This is a genomic window from Mycobacterium sp. NPDC003323 (assembly GCF_053589535.1).
The window spans coordinates 42,413-58,183 of sequence record NZ_JBSFSB010000025.1; the positions used below are offsets into that span (position 1 = coordinate 42,413).

The following is a 15,771-nucleotide window of genomic DNA, read 5'->3' on the forward strand; positions in this document are numbered from 1 at the left end:
CCGGCGAGCGTGCGTGTCTGCACCCCCACACGCCGAGCTCGCACCCGAGTTCACGCACGCTCGCCGGAGGGAATCCGTTACCCACCGCCGCCGTACTGAGTGAAAGATGGACGCATGACGACCACCCCCGACACCGCGACCCTCCCGAACGGTCTGACCGTCGACGAGGCCCGCGCCGAAGCCGCCCGCACCTACGAACTCGACCGTGCCCACGTATTCCATTCCTGGTCCGCGCAGGCGCAGATCAAGCCGATGACCATCGTGGCCTCGGACGGCTCCTATGTCTGGGACGGCGAGGGCAACAAGCTGCTCGACTTCTCCGGTCAGCTGGTCTTCACCAATATCGGGCATCAGCACCCGAAGGTGGTCGCGGCCATCGCAGCCCAGGCGGCCAAGCTGTGCACCATCGCGCCGCAGCACGCCAACGATGCGCGCTCGGAGGCGGCCCGGCTGATTGCCGAGCGCACCCCCGGCGATCTGAACAGGATCTTCTTCACCAACGGTGGCGCCGACGCCGTCGAGCACGCCGTGCGGATGGCGCGGCTGCACACCGGCCGCTACAAGGTGCTCTCACGCTACCGCTCCTACCACGGTGGCACCGATACCGCGATCAACCTGACCGGTGACCCGCGCCGCTACCCCAACGATTACGCCAGCGCCGGCGTCGTGCACTTCAACGGGCCGTTCCTGTACCGCTCGTCGTTCCATGCCGAGAACGAGCAGCAGGAATCCGAGCGCGCGCTGGAGTACCTGGAGCGTCTCATCCAGCACGAGGGGCCTACGTCGTTCGCCGCGATCATCCTGGAGTCGGTCCCCGGCACCGCAGGCATCATGGTGCCGCCGCCCGGGTACATGGCCGGTGTGCGGGAGATCTGCGACAAGTACGGCATCGTCATGATCGCCGACGAGGTGATGGCCGGGTTCGGCCGCACCGGTGAATGGTTCGCCATCCAGAACTTCGACGTGACGCCGGATCTGATCACCTTCGCCAAGGGTGTCACCTCGGGTTACGTGCCGCTGGGCGGTGTCGCGATCAGCGAGAAGATCGCCGCGACGTTCGCCGACCGCGCCTACCCGGGTGGGCTGACCTACTCCGGGCATCCGCTGGCGTGCGCGGCGGCGGTGGCCACCATCAACGCGATGGAGGACGAGGGCATGGTCGCCAATGCCAAGCGCATCGGCTCCGACGTACTGGGCCCCGGCCTGCGCGACCTGGCGGCCCGGCACCGCTGCGTCGGCGAGGTCCGCGGTCTGGGCGTGTTCTGGGCGGTCGAGTTGGTGGCCGACCAGCAGACCCGGGAACCGTTGGCGCCCTACGGCGGATCGAGCCCGGCGATGAACACCGTCATCGCGGCGTGCAAGTCCGGTGGGCTGTTGCCGTTCGCGAACTTCAACCGTATCCACGCCGTGCCGGCCTGCAACATCACCGATGACGAGGTCCGCGAGGGCCTGGCCATCCTGGACGCCGCGCTCAGCGAGGGTGACGCCGCGCTCTAGTCCGCCCAAATGTACGAAATGGTGGTAAATCCCCAGGAATCTACCACCATTTCGTCATTCTCGGCCGCGTCAGGCCAGTAGGTATTCGGTGAGTCGCGTGCGCGCATCCGCAGGGATCGGCGTCGGCCCGTTGTCGTCGAGTATCACCAGCACGGTGTCGCACAGGCTGACGCAGGTCTGGCCGACGAACAGCGCCGTGGACACCACATAGGAGGTGCGGCCCAGTCGCCCGATGCCCAACCCCGTCTCGATCCTCGCCGGCCAGTGCACCTCGGCCAGGAAGTGCACGACATTGCTGGCCGACACCAGACGGATGGTGCGCGCGGCCGGCTGGTAGATACCGGGGAAGATCCGATCGTTGAACTCGGCGCGGGCGTTCTCGTGCAGCGATTCCAACGCCAGGTTGTTCAGGTGGCCGTTGGCGTCGACGTCGCCGAATCGGGCTATGGCCAACCCGGTCACCGGATAGAGCGCCTTCGACGAGCGCGACGGGTGCGGACGCTGCGCGGCGGCCGCGAGGGGCTGGTCATACTGGGTCATATCGGCGTAAGTACAACACGACGTAGGGTGACGAGAATGGTCGACCTGCACCCCGCGATGACGGTCCTGGAGCCACTGTTGGGCATCTGGGCCGGCCCGGGCACCGGTGAGTACCCCACCATCCCGTCCTTCGAGTACATCGAGTCGATCACGTTCGGGCATGTGGGCAAGCCGTTCCTGTCCTATAACCAGCACACCCGCTCACGGGCCGACGGTCGGCCGCTGCACGCCGAGACGGGTTACCTCCGCATCCCCGAAGCCGGCCGGGTCGAGTGGGTGCTGGCACATCCCACCGGCATCGTCGAGGTGATGGAGGGCACTCTGCTCATCGACGCCGACGGCACGCTGACCATGGAGATGACCTCCACCATCGGGCGCTCCTCGTCGGCCAAAGATGTCAGCGCCATGGCGCGCACGTTCACCCTGCGCGGTGACGAGTTGAGCTACACCGTGCAGATGGCCGCGGTCGGCCAACCGCTGCAGCATCACCTGTCGGCCGTGCTGCACAAGGACGAATCGTGACCGCCGACGGCCGCATCCGGGTGCCCGCCGATCTGGACGTGGTCACCGACCGTGGGCCCGAGGATGCCGGTGAGGTCGATCCCGCTGCGGTGGAACGCATCTGGGCTGCGGTCCGGCACTGGTACGCGGCTGGGATGCATCCGGCCATCCAGGTGTGCCTGCGCCGCAACGGTAAGGTGATCCTCAACCGCGCCATCGGCCATTCCTGGGGTAATGGACCCGCCGATCCCGAAGGGACCGAACAGGTCCCGGTGTCCACCGACACCCCGTACTGCGTCTACTCGGCCGCCAAGGCGATCACCACCACGGTGACCCACATGCTGGTCGAGCGCGGGGCGTTCTCCCTCGAGGACCGGGTGTGCGACTACCTACCCACCTACACCAGTCACGGCAAGGACCGCACCACCATCCGGCACGTCCTCACCCACAGCGCCGGTATCCCGTTCGCCACCGGCCCCCGACCCGACCTCAAGCGGATGGACGACAGCGAATACGCCCGGGAGATGCTGGGCCGGATGAAGCCGGTGTACCGACCCGGACTGGTGCACATCTACCACGGGGTGACGTGGGGTCCGCTGATGCGCGAGATCATCTCGGCGGCCACCGGGCGCAGCATCCGCGACATCCTGGCCACCGAGATCCTGGACCCACTGGGCTTCCGCTGGACCAATTACGGTGTGGCGCCGCACGATGTCGCGAAGGTCGCCCCCAGTCACGTGACCGGCAAGCCATTGCCTGCACCGATCGCCAAGGCCTTCAAGACCGCCGTCGGCGGCACGCCGCAACAGATCATCCCGTTTTCCAACACCCCCGAGTTCCTCACCGGAGTCATCCCGTCCTCGAACACCGTCTCGACGGCGTTCGAGCTCTCCCGCTTTGCCGAGATCCTCACCGGCGGTGGGGAACTCGACGGCCACCGGGTATTGTCCGCGCAGACCCTGCGCGCGGCGTCGGCGGAGGCCCGCCGGCTGCGCCCGGATCTGGCGACCGGCATGATGCCGATGCGCTGGGGAACCGGGTACATGTTGGGGTCCAAGCGGTTCGGTCCGTTCGGCCGTGACGCCACCGGCGCGTTCGGGCACACCGGCCTGACCGACATCGCGATGTGGGCCGACCCGCAGCGCGCGCTGTCGGTGGCGGTGATCAGCAGCGGTAAGCCCGGCGGGCATCCGGAGTCCAAACGCTATCCGGCCCTGCTGGATCGGATCAACGCCGAGATCCCCAGGATCTAGACCGCCGCCATCGCCTCCAGCGCCTCGAAGCGGGCCAGCACCTCGGCCTGTAGCACCGCCACCGCCGGGTCGGAGGCCTTGCGGGGACGCGGCAGGTCGACATCGATGATCTCGTGGATGCGTCCGCCCGGCGCCAGCACGACGATGCGGTCCGACAATTGGACCGCCTCGGTGACGTCATGGGTGACGAACATGACGGTGCGCCGCGATTCCAGCCAGATGCGTTCCAGGTGCTCGCGCAGCGTCCGCGAGGTCATCGCGTCGAGGTGGCTGAACGGCTCATCCATGAGCAGCACATCGGGTTCCACCGCGAAGGCGCGCGCGATCCCGATGCGCTGCTGCTGCCCACCCGACAGCTGCGCGGGAAATCTGTTGGCACAGTGCCCGAGTCCGACGAGGTCGAGATAGTGTTCGGCGCGCTGCTGCCAACCGTCGCGCTCGTGCTGAACGAAGCCCAGATTGGCCATCACGGTGCGCCACGGCAGCAGACGCGGGTCCTGGAACACGTAGCCGACCCGGGCGTCACGATCACCGGAGCGCAGTCGCACACTGCCCGAGGTACGCGGTTCGATACCGGAGACGATGTTGAGCAGCGTGGTCTTACCGCTGCCGGACGGTCCGACGACCGAGACGAACGTCTCGCCGGAGATGGTCAGGTCGACGTCGTCGATGACGCGGGTGACCGCGCCGCGCCGGTCGGTGTACTCCTTGACCAGATTCTGGATTTCGATGGAGGCCATGGGTTTTCCTTCTTCTCAGGCGGTGCGCCAGCGGGTGGCGTACCGTTCGATGGGTCCGAGGATCAACAGGTCGGCGATGACGAGCAGCAGGATGAAGACCAGCACCCAGGCCAGGAACCCGTCGAGCTGGTTGGCGTCATACCAGTAGCGCGAACGCCAACCGACCCCGGAGGTGGAGCCGAACCATTCGGCCAGCAGCAGACCGTTCCAGGCGCTCATGATGGCAAAACGCACGGCGGCAACGGTCGACCCGGCGACAGCGGGCGCGACGATCTCGCGTAGCACACGAGTCCGTGACACCCCGAAGGCGCGCGCCATCAGCACCAGTTCGGCGGGGACGGCGCGGGTGGCCTTGGCGATGTTGACGATGACGAACGGCAGCCCGGACAGGAACACCGTCACCACCGGGGTCAGCCAGCCGAATCCGAACCACATCGTCGTCAGCAGCGCCCAGATGACGGCCGGGATGGCCAGGGCGGCCGCGTTGAGATCGGAGAAGGCCAGATCGGCGATGCGCGACAGCCCCATCAGTACACCGATGGCCGCACCCGCGATCAGCGCGGCGGCCAGCCCGAGCAGGAACCGGTTCATGCTGATCGCCAGGTTCCCCCACAGCTCACCGATGGCGGCCTCGGAGCCCAGCCGGCCGATGCTGTCGGTCAAGGATGGCACCCGGTTGCCGAACAGCACCGCCAGCTGCCAGGCACCGACGATGGTGATGACGGCCAGTGAAACCGCTGCGGCCGTGCTGGTTCGGGCACGCAACTGCCGAACGGTCATGGTGGTCATGCGATCTCCTTACGCCAGGCGAAGAACCGGGTCTCCAGGTATGCCAGGCCGCGCTCGATGGCGACCATCGTCACGATGAACAGCGCCGTCCAGGCGAGCATGTCGTCGACCTGGAATTCCTGATACGCCTTGCGGATCATGAACCCGACGCCGTTGCTGGCTCCGAACACCTCGGTGAGCGCCTCGACCTTCCAGGCCATCGCGAATCCGTAACGCACCCCGGCGAATACGAACGTCGTCAGGGCGGGCAGGTAGAGATGGCGCAGGATGTCGGTGCGGCTTCGCCCGAAGGCCGCGCACATCGACAGCAGATTCCCGTCCACCGAGCGCACGCCCTCGGCCACGTTCATCGCGATGAACGGCGTGGCCACCAGCGCCGACACCACGATCGGTCCGCCGGCGCCGACACCGAAGATCAGCAGGCCGAACACCGCGTAGGTCAGACCGGGCATGTTGCCCAGTACGAACAGCGGCAGTGAGAAGTACGACGTCATGAAACGCGAACGGCCCATGAGGAAACCGATGACCAGCCCGGCGACCATGGCGATGGCGAAGCCGGCCGCGATCTTGACGATACTGGCCGCGAAGTTGGCGAACGCCGCACCCGAGACCACGATGTCGATGACCCGGTGCGCCACGTCGAGCGGGTTGGGCAGGATCGGGTCGTTGACGATGATCGCGGCCGACGCCCACACACCGAGCGCGCCGAGCAGCGCCAGACCCGACACCAGCCAGCGGCGATGCTGAATGGGTGCGCGAGCGGGCTTGCCGACGGCAGGCGGTGCCGGACGGATGACGGTCTGGGTCACTGCTGGACTCCTTCTGCGGGCAGGAACTGCGGGTCGGCGATGTCGCTGCCGATGACGCCGGTGGTGCGCATCAGGTCGAAGATCGAGCTTTCGTCGTCGGCCCACTGCTGGTCGAAGCGGACCTCGTCGACCACCCAGTCGTGCTGGGCGACATAGTCCTTCATGAAGGCGATGTCCTCGGGCGTCGCCACGGCGAAGTGCTGCGGGTATTGCTCGATCATGTCGTCGCGGTGCGTCTGCCATTCGGCGAGGCCGCGGTCCCACAGGTCCAGGAATGCCGAGACCTCACCGGGATGTCCGTCCACCCAGTCCTTGCGCGCGACGAAGACATTGCCCATCGGGCCGTCGTGGCCGGGTGCCTGCAGATCGGCGAACAGATCGGCCGAGGACTTCCCCTCGTACAGCGGACGTACCGAGCCGCTGCGCAATTCGCGCGCCGACAGGTCCGGGTAGCAGATGCAGGCATCAATCTCACCGCGCGCCAACAGATTCGACAAGTTCTGGATGTCGGCGACCACCACGTCGAAGTCGCTGGGCCGGCCGCCGGCGGCGACGACGTTCATCCCGTGCATCTGCTGCACCAGCGCGCTCCACACCAGCGTGCCCGAGACGGTGGTGAATACGCCGAGCCGGCGGCCGCGCAGATCCTCCAGCGACCGGGCCGGGTCATCGGCGCGCACCAGAATGCGGCTGCGCTCGGCGTTGTAGCGCCCGATGATCACGGTGTCGCGCTGGGTCTGCTCCTCCAGCGCGGGCACCTCGAAGGAGGCCGAGGAGATGATGTCGGCGTGGCCGCCGGCGAACAGCCCGAACTCGTCCCAGGTCGCGCTGGTCTCGATGGTGTAGCCGGTGTCGCGTTCCCACTCGTCGATTACGCCGGTGTCGTGCATGTAATCCCAGATCGGGTCCGGCGCGAACGTGAAGCGGATGACGCCGTCCTGGGCAGAGCGTGACGAGGCCGGGCCGCCCAGTCCGGCCGAACAGGCCGTGCTGAGCGCGATGGTCAGCACCGAAGCGAGCGCAACGGCGATCCTGACAAGTCGGGTTCCTGTGATGGCGATCACGAGTACACGATGCGGGTGAGCCACACCGCTCGACAATGTTGCGGCGAACACTCTTAGGCTCACACCTATGTCGATGCATACACCTTCAGAGGATCGATCGACGCTGGAGCGCTGGCTGCACGCGCTAGCCGGGATCGGTGAGGCGGTCGGCGGGAACGAGCCCGTCACCGCACTGCTGGACCGTGTCGCCCGGACGGCGTGCACCCTGCTCGACTACGACTTCTGCGCGGTGTTCCTTCCCGACGACGCCCAGCAAGTGCTCACGATCGTCGGGTCACACGGTCTGTCCGGCGAGTACATCGCGCAGGTCAACGCCGAGCGGCCGATCCTGCTCGACGGTGCCGGCGAGCAGGAGGCGCCGACGAGTGTCGCCTACCGGACCGGAGAGGTGGTGACCCTGCAGGACATCGACCTGGTGCCGGGTTTCGGCTGGGGCGGTGTCGCCCACGAACAGGGTTACCGCGCGCTGATCTCCGTTCCGCTGCGCCGGGCGGGCGCAATCATCGGCGCGCTCAACGGATATCGGGCCGGGCCGCACCGGTTCGACGCGGCCGAGATCAGCCTTGTCACCACTCTGGCGACGCAGGTGGCCATCGCGCTGGGCACCGCCCAGTTGCGGGCCCAGGAACAGGCGACCATCCGCGAATTGCAGCGCGCCGAGGAGGTGCACCGGCTGCTGATGGCGACCGCGTTGCGCGGTGAGGGTGTCGCCGGGGTGGCCGACGCGCTCGCCGAACTGCTGGACCGTGCGGTGCTGATCGAGGATGCCCACGGTGAGGACCTCACTGCGGCGGTGACCCCGGCCGACGGTCGCTGGGTGTCCGGTGTGGTGCTGGACGGGACGGTCGTGGCCCGTATCGAGGTGGCCGGCAGCGAGGATCTGTCGGCACTGGATGTCCGCGCCGTCGAGCATGCGGGGGTGGTGACGGCGCTGGAGCTGATGCGGGCCCGGACCGCCGCGGAGGTGGAGCAGCGGTTGCGCGGTTCACTCATCGCCGACCTGCTGACCACCGACAGCGGTGACGCCACCGCGATGGAAGCCCTGTTGGAGCGTGCCCGGCGGCTGGGCTGGGATCTGTCCGGTGCGCAGACGCTGATCACCGTCCGATGGCCGGAAGGCACGGCGCCGCAGGGCCGTCCGACGGCTGATCGGGCGTTGGCCATCGGCGATCGGGTGACCGCTAACGGGCCGGTCCGCCCGCTGGCCGCCGTGTTCCGCGGTGATCTGGTGCTGGTGTGGCCGGCTTCCGAACGCTCGGCGGCGCCGACGCTGGCCCGCCGCCTCGTCGAAGCGCTCACGGCCGCAGCGCATATCGACTATGCCGTGGCGGCGGTGTCACCGGCCGTACCGCTCGCCGATCTGACCGACGCGTATCGGACACTCTGTGGCGCAATCACTCTCGCCTTCGATGCCGGGGCGACCAGGGTCGTCGATCTGGCCGACGTGACCATCGACCACCTGCTGCTGCAGCTCGACGATCCGCGACGGCTGCGGGTGTTCGCCCGCACCGTGCTCGGCGGTGTGCTCGATTACGACCGCGCCCGGCAGACCGAGCTCATCCGCACCGCCCGGGTCCATCTGGAGCTCGGACTGGACCGGCGCGCCACGGCAGCCGCCCTGCACCTGCACCCCAATACCGTTGCCCAGCGCATCAAGCGAATCGAGGAGCTGACCGGTCTACAGGTGGCCCGGCCACGCGATCTGCTGCAGCTGACGTCGGCGCTGACCGTGGCGCAGGTGGCCGGGCTGGGCTGAAGCTCAGGCGCGCGAGGCGGCCCGGATCAACAGTCGCAGCAGCACCTGGCCGATGGCGGCCAGCGGCAGCTTCACCAACGGGAAAGTGGCCGTCGACCCGATGGTGTAAGCGATGCTGGTGCCGGCGCCGGACGGCGTCAGCCGCACCTCACCGGTGTAGCCGGGGAACGGGGTGCCCGACAGCGCCTTGTAGCCGAAGACGTGCGGGGCCTCGAAGGTGGTGACCTCCTCGACGATGTCCGGGCCCGGTCCCGGCGTGCTGATCCGGCGGACCGCGCCGAGGCCATTGGGTTCGGGGGTGCCCGGCGTGCCGAGGCTGACGCTGATCCCCGGTCCCCACTTCGCCATCCCGACGTGATCGGTGAGGGTCGCCCATACCGTCTCGATCGGAACATCGACGGTTGCGTTCGCTGTCACATGCATGGGGGACATCCTGCCCCACCGGTTGGTAGACCCGCATACGTGACGCCGATCACGTATGCCTATGGTGGCGAGATGAGCAGCGTGGCTGATGCGGACCGGGTCGCCGATCTGGCCCGGCAGGTCGTCGAGGAGCACGACCCCAAGAAGGTGCCCGTCCCGGAGTTCCTGACGGCCAGTTATGACGCCGGCCTGTCCTGGGTGCACTTTCCCGAGGGCCTGGGCGGGCTCGGGGTGTCGCGCGGTCTGCAGGCCGTGGCCGACGGCATCCTGCAGGGCGCCGGCGGCCCGATGCCTCTGGGGCTCAACCCGATGGGCTATGGCATGGCCGCGCCGACGGTGCGCGAGCATGCCCAGTCCGAGGAGCTCAAGAAGTTCTGGTTGCGGCCGCTGGCCAGCACCGAGGACATCTGGTGCCAGCTGTTCTCCGAGCCCGGCGCCGGTTCCGATCTGGCCGGCCTGGCCACCTCGGCGGTGCGCGACGGTGATGACTGGGTCATCAACGGGCAGAAGGTATGGACCAGCCTGGCCCACCGCGCCCGCTGGGGTCTGTTGCTGGCGCGCACCGATCCGGATGTGGCCAAGCACAAGGGGCTCACCTACTTCGTGCTCGACATGCACGCCCCCGGGGTACAGACCCGTCCGCTGCGCCAACTGACCGGGCAGGCCGAGTTCAACGAGGTCTACATCACCGATGCCCGGATCCCGGATTCCCACCGGCTCGGCGACGTCGGCAACGGTTGGAATGTGGCCATGACGACGCTGATGAACGAGCGCAGCGCGCTCGGCGGCAGCGGGTCGCGGCGCGGCGCGGGAACCATCGCCGAGGCGGTGGGGTTGTGGGCTTCGCGTCCGGATCTGCAGACCCCGGTGCTGCGCGACCGGTTGACGCAGCTGTGGCTGCGCTCGGAGGCCCAGCGCCTGACCGCGCAGCGCTCACGCGCCACCGCGACCGTCGGCGGGCCCGGCCCGGAAGGATCGATCGGCAAGCTGGTCGGCGCCGAGCTGAATCAACACATCTACACGTGGTGCATGGATTTCCTCGGGCCCGAGGGCATCCTGTACCACGGCTACGAACTCGACCGCGATGACGACGGCGACTGGCGCGGCCCGATTCAGCAGCGCTTCCTGCGCAGCAAGGCCAACACCATCGAGGGCGGGACATCGGAAGTGATGCGCAACATCCTGGCCGAGCGGATCCTCGGGTTGCCCGGTGATCTGCGGGCCGATGCCGGTATGGCGTGGAAGGAGATCCCGCGTGGCTAGTGAATTCGCGTTCACCGAGGAGCAAGTCGCCCTTCGTGCTGCCGTCAGCAAGTTCAGTGCAGCACATTTCGGTGAGCAGGCGGCCCGGGTACTCATGGAGTCCGAGCCGCGTTTCGACCGCAAGGTCTGGCAGCGGCTGGGAACCGAGCTCGGTGTGCTCGGCCTGTCCGTGCCGGAGGCCGACGGAGGCGTCGGCGGCACCCTGGTGGACCAGGCCGTCGCGGTCGAGGAACTCGGTGCCGCTCTGGCCACCGGGCCGCTGTTCGGCACGGTCTATCTGGCCATCCCGGCGCTGGTGGCGGCCTCGGCCGGTCCGGCCCGCGATGAACTGCTCGGCGCTCTGGTCGAGGGCACCCGCACTGCGGCGTTCGCCGTACCCGACCGGGCCGGTGCGTTCGACGCGACCGCCGTGACCGTCACCGGAACCGACGCGCTCACCGGTACCGTGGAACGCGTCGTCGACGCCGATGCCGCCGATGAACTCTTGGTTGCCGCAACGGGTCCCGATGGCGTGTCGCTATACGCCGTGGATGGATCCGAGGTGACCCGCACCCCGTTGGTCACCCTGGACCTGACCCGGCCACAAGCCACCATCGAACTCACGGGCGCGCCGGCCCGGCTGATCGCCGGTCCAGACGAGGCCGAGCGGGTGATCACCCACGCGCTGCAGGTCGGCTCGGCGCTGCTGGCGGCCGAACAGGTCGGTGCCGCACAGCATCTGCTGAACCTGTCGGTGGAGTACGCCAAGTCGCGGTTGCAGTTCGGGCGGCCCATCGGCTCCTTCCAGGCGGTCAAGCACCGACTGGCCGAGGACCTGGTCGATCTGGAGCATGCCCGCTCGTCGGCCTATCACGCCGCATGGGCACTCAGTGACGGCTCCGACGATCCGGCGCTGGCGGCCGGCATCGCCCAAGCCGTGGCATCGGCGGCGTTCAGTCGCATCGCGACTGACACCATCCAGGTGCACGGCGGCATCGGATTCACCTGGGAGCACCAGGCGCACCTGTTCTTCAAGCGGGCCACCACCGACGCCGCGCTGCTGGGAAGTGCCGAGGCGCACCGTAATCGGGTGGCCGAGCTGGTGCTGGACACCGCCGAGGCGAAGGCACCGCGGGTGGCGACGGGCTAGACCCGGAAAGGTACCCGCGGGCATGCTCGAGCGAGATCGACATCAGGGTCGTTGATCGCGCAGGACAGTCCGTACCGGACGACCCTCGCGTCGATCTCGGTGTAGGCATTCGAGGGCTATGTCCGCTGGCACACCGCTCAGGCTATCGCGCCGGAGTCCTTCAACTCCTCGATCCGGTCCCATCCCATCCCGATCTCCATCAGCACCAGTTCGGTGTGCTCGGACGCTTGCGGTGCCCGGGTGGTCTGCAGCGGTTCGTGGTTGAACTGCACCGGCCCGCGCACCACCTTGAACGGTCTGCCCCCGTCGGCCGGTTCGACCTCGACCACCATGTCGTTGGCCAGCGCCTGCTCGTCATCGCCAAGGTCCACCAGACTCTGGAACGGCGCCCACTGACCACGCATGGTCTTGAGGTGATTGCGCCAGTACTCGAACGGCTTGCTGCGGATGGCCTCGGCGATGAGTTGTACACCGTCGGAGGCGTTCTGGATCAGCGGCATGACCTCGCAGAAGCGCGGGTCATCGGCCAGCTCCGGCAGGCCGAGATGTTCGAACGCGTCGCGGATGTAACCCGTCGGGCTGACGATGCACAGGTTGATGATGCCGCCGTCGGAGGTGACGTAGTTGGCCATGAACGGGTTGACCGAGGTGACGTCGTCGGGCATCACCGACCGCATGGTCTCACCGGTCTCCATGCCCTGCGTCACGCTGGCACCGGCCGCCCACCACGCGGTGCTTAACAGGGAGACGTCGATCTCGACGGCCTCCCCGGTGCGTTCCCGATGGAACAGTGCCGCGGAGATACCCCCGGCGATGTTCATCCCGCCGATCGAATCACCGAACGCCGGGATCCCCTGCGACAGTGCGCCGTCGAGACGTTCCGGGGTCAGCGCATGGCCGATACCGCTGCGCGTCCAGAAGGCGGTGCCGTCGAAACCGCCGGTATCGCGCTCGGGTCCCTTGTCCCCATAGGCGCTGCCGCGCGCGTAGATGATGTTCGGGTTGACCGCCCGGATGTGCTCGATGTCGAACTTGTTTCTCTGCCGTTGCGCGGGCAGGTAATTGGTGAGGAAGACATCGGCGGTCTTGGCGATCTCGTAGAGCACCTCCTGCCCGCCCGGGGTGGACACGTCGACACCGACGCTGCGCTTGCCGCGGTTGGGATGCTCGATGAGCGGGTGGCGGTTCGGGTCGAGCTGGAATCCGCCCATGTTGATGAATCCGCGCTGGGTGTCCCCGCGGACGGGATGCTCGATCTTGATGACATCGGCGCCCCAGTCGGCCAGGATCGCCCCGGCCGCCGGGACGAAGGTGAACTGTGCGACCTCCAGGACGCGGACACCCTCCATTACCTTGCGCATACCGGCGACCGTACCGTATCGACGACAGTAGCGGTCGGGATGAATCCGGCCGAGTTTGGGCATGTACTGGATATGACAATCGGCATCATTCTGGGAACCATCCGTGAGGGCCGCGCCGGCGAGGCCGTCGCGCACTGGGTCCACGAGCACGCGTCGCGGCGCGAGGGCACCGATTTCGAGGTCATCGACCTCAAGGCCTTCGACGTGCCCCTGCTGACCGCACCGGTCCCGCCCGCGGCCGCCAACAAGCAGTACGACTCGGACAACGTCCGACGGTGGAGCCAGGCGATCGACAGGTGTGCCGGTTTCATCTTCGTCACTCCCGAGTACAACCACGGGGTGCCCGGCGCGCTGAAGAATGCGGTGGACACCCTGGGATCCGAATGGTTCGGCAAGACGGTCGGTTTCGTCTCCTACGGCGCCGACGGCGGCGTGCGGGCCGTGGAGCAGTGGCGTCAGATCGTGGCGAACTTCCAGATGCTCGACGTGCGCGCGCAGGTATCGCTGTCGCTGTTCACCGAGTTCGGCGACGATGGATTCGTGCCCGCCGACCGCCGCACAGGAGAACTCGACACCCTGCTCGATCAGTTGATCGGCCTGACCGATCAGGTCTCCCGCACGCCGCGGTAGATACCCCGGCGGACGATCAGCGGTTGCAGCACCCGGTCGATCGACCAGGCCGGGAAACGGAAGGCCCGCCCGGTCGGCGTGAACACCTCCAGACCGTCGGGTTGTGCGCCGAGCACAGAACCCCAACGCCGGGCGGCCGGCTTGAACCGGCGCGGTGTGCCGCCGTCGAGGTGGGCGCGCACGTTGTGGGCCACCAGTCCGTCGGCCCGGTTGCGGGCCGAGGATCGCAGCGGGTCGGTGGCCGCCACGTCGCCGACGGCGAAGACCTCGGGATGTCCGGGGACCTGCAGCCGATCGGTGACGGTGACGAAACCGTCGGCGTCGAGCAGTTCGGCCGGCAGCCAGCCGGTATTCGGCCGGACCCGCCCGATCGCCCACAGCACCGCGTCCGCGTGCGCGTCATTCTGCCCGGTACTGAATTGCACGGTGCCACTCGTGATCTCATCACATTCGAAACCGTCGGGCACCACCGCGCGATGCCCGGGGTGCACCCGCACCCCCAGGTCGCGTAGCCGGCGCTGCACCCGTTGCCACACCCGGCCGTGATGCTGGGGCAGCGCCCGCTCGCCCGGGTAGTACAGCGCCACGGTCGCCGCGGGTAGGGCGGCGGCCAGGTTGGCCGCGGCGCTGACGGCGGCGGCCCCGCCACCGATGACGGCTATGGACGAGGCCGCGGCGAAGCGGGCATGCGCGTCACGCAGTTCGGCGCCGATCTGTTCGGCGGTCTGCCGGTGCGGGCGGCGCCAGAATCCGTTGCTGACACCGGTCGAGATGACGAGCGCGTCATACGGTTCCGCGGTGATCGTGCCACCCAGATCGACGTCGACGGTGCGCCCGGCGAGGTTCACGCCGACCAACGTGCCCTGCACGGTGCGCACCGGGTCCAGCGCGCGGTAGCGCTCGAAACCGATCCAATAGTCGCGCGCCCAGTCATCGGGTCGCGACACCCGCACCCCCAGTTCCTGACCGCTGACCAAACCGGGCTTGGACGAGATACCGACGACATCGAAATGACGGGCCAACTTGATCGCGGTCAGCAATCCCGCGTCACCGAGACCGGCGACCACCACACGCTGCATGGTTTCTTTCTAGCTGTCCAGTTGCCTCTTTTGACACGCAATGCCAAATGAGTAGATGCCCCCGCCGACCACTCGCCAGTCCCGTAAGTCATGCCGTTGACCTTTCGGTAACGTGTCCGCACATGACGGACGCCTATTACCAACTCCTCGACGTCGACGACCCGATCGGCGAACGGTTCGCCGCGTCCGACCACGTCATCAGCACCTGGGCTCCCGACATGCAGGGCGCGGCACCGGTCTCGGCGCTGCTGGTGCGCTCCCTGCTGCGCTGCGACCCCCGCGAGGACGCCCGCCTGAGCCGGGTGGTCGTCGATCTGCTGGGCCCGGTTCCGGTGGCCGGCACACTGTGGATGCGCGCCGATCGCCGCCGCGCCGGCACCAAGATCGAACTGCTCGACGCCGAGATGCTGGCCACAGGGCCGGACGGCGCCCCACGCACGGTGGCCGAGGCACGTGCCTGGCGCTTTCAAGTGCACGACACCGCCGAATTGGCGCGCTCGACGCAGGCACCGCTGCGCCCGCGCACCGAGGCCACCCCACGGTCGATGAACCGGGGTCCGGACGCCACTTTCGTCGACACCCTGGACTGGTGGTGGCTCAACGATGTCCTGCACAGCGAGCCGGCCGAATGTTGGGTCCGGTCGACGGTCGACCTGGTCTCCGGTGAGGTCCCGACCACCATGGAGCGGTTGTTCTGCGTGGCCGATGTCGCCAACGGGATGGGTTCGAAACTCGATGTGCGCCGCTGGACTTTCCTCAACACCGATCTGACCGTGCACCTGCACCGGCAACCGGTCGGTGACTGGTTCGGCATCCGCGCGGTCAGCAACTACGGCGCCGACGGCGTGGGTACCTCGGTGGCGACGTTGTTCGACGCCGATGGTCCCGTCGCGGCCATGCAGCAGGCCCAGTTGGTGCGCCGCCGTCCGTAGGATGG

At 68.0% G+C, this 15,771-nt stretch carries 16 protein-coding genes; 8 read left to right on the forward strand and 8 right to left on the reverse strand.

Features of this window, described 5'->3' with window-relative positions; translation table 11 throughout:
• Nucleotides 1–114 precede the first annotated feature (114 nt).
• Nucleotides 115–1,497: an aminotransferase class III-fold pyridoxal phosphate-dependent enzyme gene (locus tag ACWDUN_RS28685; RefSeq protein ID WP_449934111.1), complete on the forward strand. Its 1,383-nt coding sequence runs from the start codon at nt 115–117 to the stop codon at nt 1,495–1,497.
• Nucleotides 1,498–1,566: 69 nt separating this feature from the next.
• On the opposite strand, the gene ACWDUN_RS28690 is transcribed toward ACWDUN_RS28685, so the two are convergent.
• Nucleotides 1,567–2,037: an acyl-CoA thioesterase gene (locus ACWDUN_RS28690; protein ID WP_449934113.1), complete on the reverse strand. Its 471-nt coding sequence runs from the start codon at nt 2,035–2,037 to the stop codon at nt 1,567–1,569.
• Nucleotides 2,038–2,073: 36 nt separating this feature from the next.
• On the opposite strand from ACWDUN_RS28690, the gene ACWDUN_RS28695 reads away from it, so the two are divergent.
• Both ACWDUN_RS28695 and lipE read left to right on the forward strand, forming a co-directional pair.
• Complete coding sequence (locus tag ACWDUN_RS28695; RefSeq protein WP_449934114.1) at nt 2,074–2,559, forward strand: peroxynitrite isomerase; 486 nt, start codon at nt 2,074–2,076, stop codon at nt 2,557–2,559.
• On the forward strand, nt 2,556–3,791 hold the full coding sequence (gene lipE, locus ACWDUN_RS28700) for a lipase LipE (protein ID WP_449934115.1): 1,236 nt from the start codon (nt 2,556–2,558) through the stop codon (nt 3,789–3,791). Before ACWDUN_RS28695 ends, lipE begins: the two co-directional genes overlap by 4 nt.
• On the opposite strand, the gene ACWDUN_RS28705 is transcribed toward lipE, so the two are convergent.
• Genes ACWDUN_RS28705 through ACWDUN_RS28720 form a run of 4 tightly spaced genes read right to left on the reverse strand, consistent with a single transcriptional unit; the run spans nt 3,788 to nt 7,193 of the window.
• Entirely contained in the window at nt 3,788–4,531 is a 744-nt protein-coding gene (locus tag ACWDUN_RS28705; protein WP_449934117.1) for an ABC transporter ATP-binding protein, read from the reverse strand. The genes lipE and ACWDUN_RS28705 overlap by 4 nt on opposite strands.
• 15 nt (nt 4,532–4,546) lie before the next feature.
• Nucleotides 4,547–5,320 (reverse strand): ABC transporter permease, encoded by a 774-nt coding sequence (locus tag ACWDUN_RS28710; protein ID WP_449934119.1) that lies wholly within the window; start codon nt 5,318–5,320, stop codon nt 4,547–4,549.
• The gene (locus ACWDUN_RS28715) at nt 5,317–6,129 is read right to left on the reverse strand and encodes an ABC transporter permease (protein WP_449934121.1); all 813 of its coding nucleotides are present in this window, start codon (nt 6,127–6,129) and stop codon (nt 5,317–5,319) included. The genes ACWDUN_RS28710 and ACWDUN_RS28715 overlap by 4 nt, the downstream gene beginning before the upstream one ends.
• Complete coding sequence (locus ACWDUN_RS28720) at nt 6,126–7,193, reverse strand: ABC transporter substrate-binding protein (RefSeq protein ID WP_449934123.1); 1,068 nt, start codon at nt 7,191–7,193, stop codon at nt 6,126–6,128. Before ACWDUN_RS28720 ends, ACWDUN_RS28715 begins: the two co-directional genes overlap by 4 nt.
• A gap of 73 nt (nt 7,194–7,266) precedes the next feature.
• Between ACWDUN_RS28720 and ACWDUN_RS28725 the strand changes: the two genes are divergently transcribed.
• Complete coding sequence (locus ACWDUN_RS28725; protein ID WP_449934124.1) at nt 7,267–8,949, forward strand: helix-turn-helix domain-containing protein; 1,683 nt, start codon at nt 7,267–7,269, stop codon at nt 8,947–8,949.
• 3 nt (nt 8,950–8,952) lie between these two features.
• Here ACWDUN_RS28725 and ACWDUN_RS28730 read toward each other — a convergent pair whose 3' ends face one another.
• Nucleotides 8,953–9,372: an SRPBCC family protein gene (locus ACWDUN_RS28730; RefSeq protein ID WP_449934126.1), complete on the reverse strand. Its 420-nt coding sequence runs from the start codon at nt 9,370–9,372 to the stop codon at nt 8,953–8,955.
• A gap of 72 nt (nt 9,373–9,444) precedes the next feature.
• Here ACWDUN_RS28730 and ACWDUN_RS28735 point away from each other — a divergent pair, with 72 nt between their 5' ends.
• Together ACWDUN_RS28735 and ACWDUN_RS28740 are read left to right on the forward strand one after the other, a co-directional pair.
• Nucleotides 9,445–10,635, forward strand: a complete 1,191-nt coding sequence (locus ACWDUN_RS28735; protein ID WP_449934128.1) for an acyl-CoA dehydrogenase family protein — start codon at nt 9,445–9,447, stop codon at nt 10,633–10,635.
• The gene (locus ACWDUN_RS28740; protein WP_449934129.1) at nt 10,598–11,764 is read left to right on the forward strand and encodes an acyl-CoA dehydrogenase family protein; all 1,167 of its coding nucleotides are present in this window, start codon (nt 10,598–10,600) and stop codon (nt 11,762–11,764) included. Before ACWDUN_RS28735 ends, ACWDUN_RS28740 begins: the two co-directional genes overlap by 38 nt.
• Before the next feature lie 137 nt (nt 11,765–11,901).
• Here ACWDUN_RS28740 and ACWDUN_RS28745 read toward each other — a convergent pair whose 3' ends face one another.
• A complete protein-coding gene (locus ACWDUN_RS28745; protein WP_449934131.1) occupies nt 11,902–13,125 on the reverse strand; it encodes a CaiB/BaiF CoA transferase family protein in 1,224 nt (407 codons plus the stop codon).
• 72 nt (nt 13,126–13,197) lie between these two features.
• Here ACWDUN_RS28745 and ACWDUN_RS28750 point away from each other — a divergent pair, with 72 nt between their 5' ends.
• Nucleotides 13,198–13,755 carry an NADPH-dependent FMN reductase gene (locus ACWDUN_RS28750; RefSeq protein WP_449934132.1) on the forward strand — a complete coding sequence of 186 codons (558 nt, stop codon included), beginning with the start codon at nt 13,198–13,200 and terminating at the stop codon, nt 13,753–13,755.
• Here the strand turns inward: ACWDUN_RS28750 and ACWDUN_RS28755 are convergent.
• On the reverse strand, nt 13,731–14,834 hold the full coding sequence (locus ACWDUN_RS28755) for an FAD-dependent oxidoreductase (protein ID WP_449934134.1): 1,104 nt from the start codon (nt 14,832–14,834) through the stop codon (nt 13,731–13,733). The genes ACWDUN_RS28750 and ACWDUN_RS28755 overlap by 25 nt on opposite strands.
• 122 nt (nt 14,835–14,956) lie before the next feature.
• Here ACWDUN_RS28755 and ACWDUN_RS28760 point away from each other — a divergent pair, with 122 nt between their 5' ends.
• Nucleotides 14,957–15,766: a thioesterase family protein gene (locus ACWDUN_RS28760; protein ID WP_449934136.1), complete on the forward strand. Its 810-nt coding sequence runs from the start codon at nt 14,957–14,959 to the stop codon at nt 15,764–15,766.
• Nucleotides 15,767–15,771: the final 5 nt, after the last annotated feature.

What these genes read in the sequence shown, in the direction of transcription:
- ACWDUN_RS28685 (WP_449934111.1), top strand. Translation starts at nt 115, where the DNA reads ATGACGACCACCCCCGACACCGCGACCCTCCCGAACGGTCTGACCGTC.
- ACWDUN_RS28740 (WP_449934129.1), top strand. Translation starts at nt 10,598, where the DNA reads ATGCCGGTATGGCGTGGAAGGAGATCCCGCGTGGCTAGTGAATTCGCG.
- ACWDUN_RS28710 (WP_449934119.1), bottom strand. Translation starts at nt 5,320, where the DNA reads ATGACCACCATGACCGTTCGGCAGTTGCGTGCCCGAACCAGCACGGCC.
- ACWDUN_RS28745 (WP_449934131.1), bottom strand. Translation starts at nt 13,125, where the DNA reads ATGCGCAAGGTAATGGAGGGTGTCCGCGTCCTGGAGGTCGCACAGTTC.
- ACWDUN_RS28730 (WP_449934126.1), bottom strand. Translation starts at nt 9,372, where the DNA reads ATGCATGTGACAGCGAACGCAACCGTCGATGTTCCGATCGAGACGGTA.
- ACWDUN_RS28750 (WP_449934132.1), top strand. Translation starts at nt 13,198, where the DNA reads ATGACAATCGGCATCATTCTGGGAACCATCCGTGAGGGCCGCGCCGGC.
- ACWDUN_RS28695 (WP_449934114.1), top strand. Translation starts at nt 2,074, where the DNA reads ATGGTCGACCTGCACCCCGCGATGACGGTCCTGGAGCCACTGTTGGGC.
- ACWDUN_RS28735 (WP_449934128.1), top strand. Translation starts at nt 9,445, where the DNA reads ATGAGCAGCGTGGCTGATGCGGACCGGGTCGCCGATCTGGCCCGGCAG.
- ACWDUN_RS28690 (WP_449934113.1), bottom strand. Translation starts at nt 2,037, where the DNA reads ATGACCCAGTATGACCAGCCCCTCGCGGCCGCCGCGCAGCGTCCGCAC.
- ACWDUN_RS28760 (WP_449934136.1), top strand. Translation starts at nt 14,957, where the DNA reads ATGACGGACGCCTATTACCAACTCCTCGACGTCGACGACCCGATCGGC.
- ACWDUN_RS28705 (WP_449934117.1), bottom strand. Translation starts at nt 4,531, where the DNA reads ATGGCCTCCATCGAAATCCAGAATCTGGTCAAGGAGTACACCGACCGG.
- ACWDUN_RS28725 (WP_449934124.1), top strand. Translation starts at nt 7,267, where the DNA reads ATGCATACACCTTCAGAGGATCGATCGACGCTGGAGCGCTGGCTGCAC.
- ACWDUN_RS28755 (WP_449934134.1), bottom strand. Translation starts at nt 14,834, where the DNA reads ATGCAGCGTGTGGTGGTCGCCGGTCTCGGTGACGCGGGATTGCTGACC.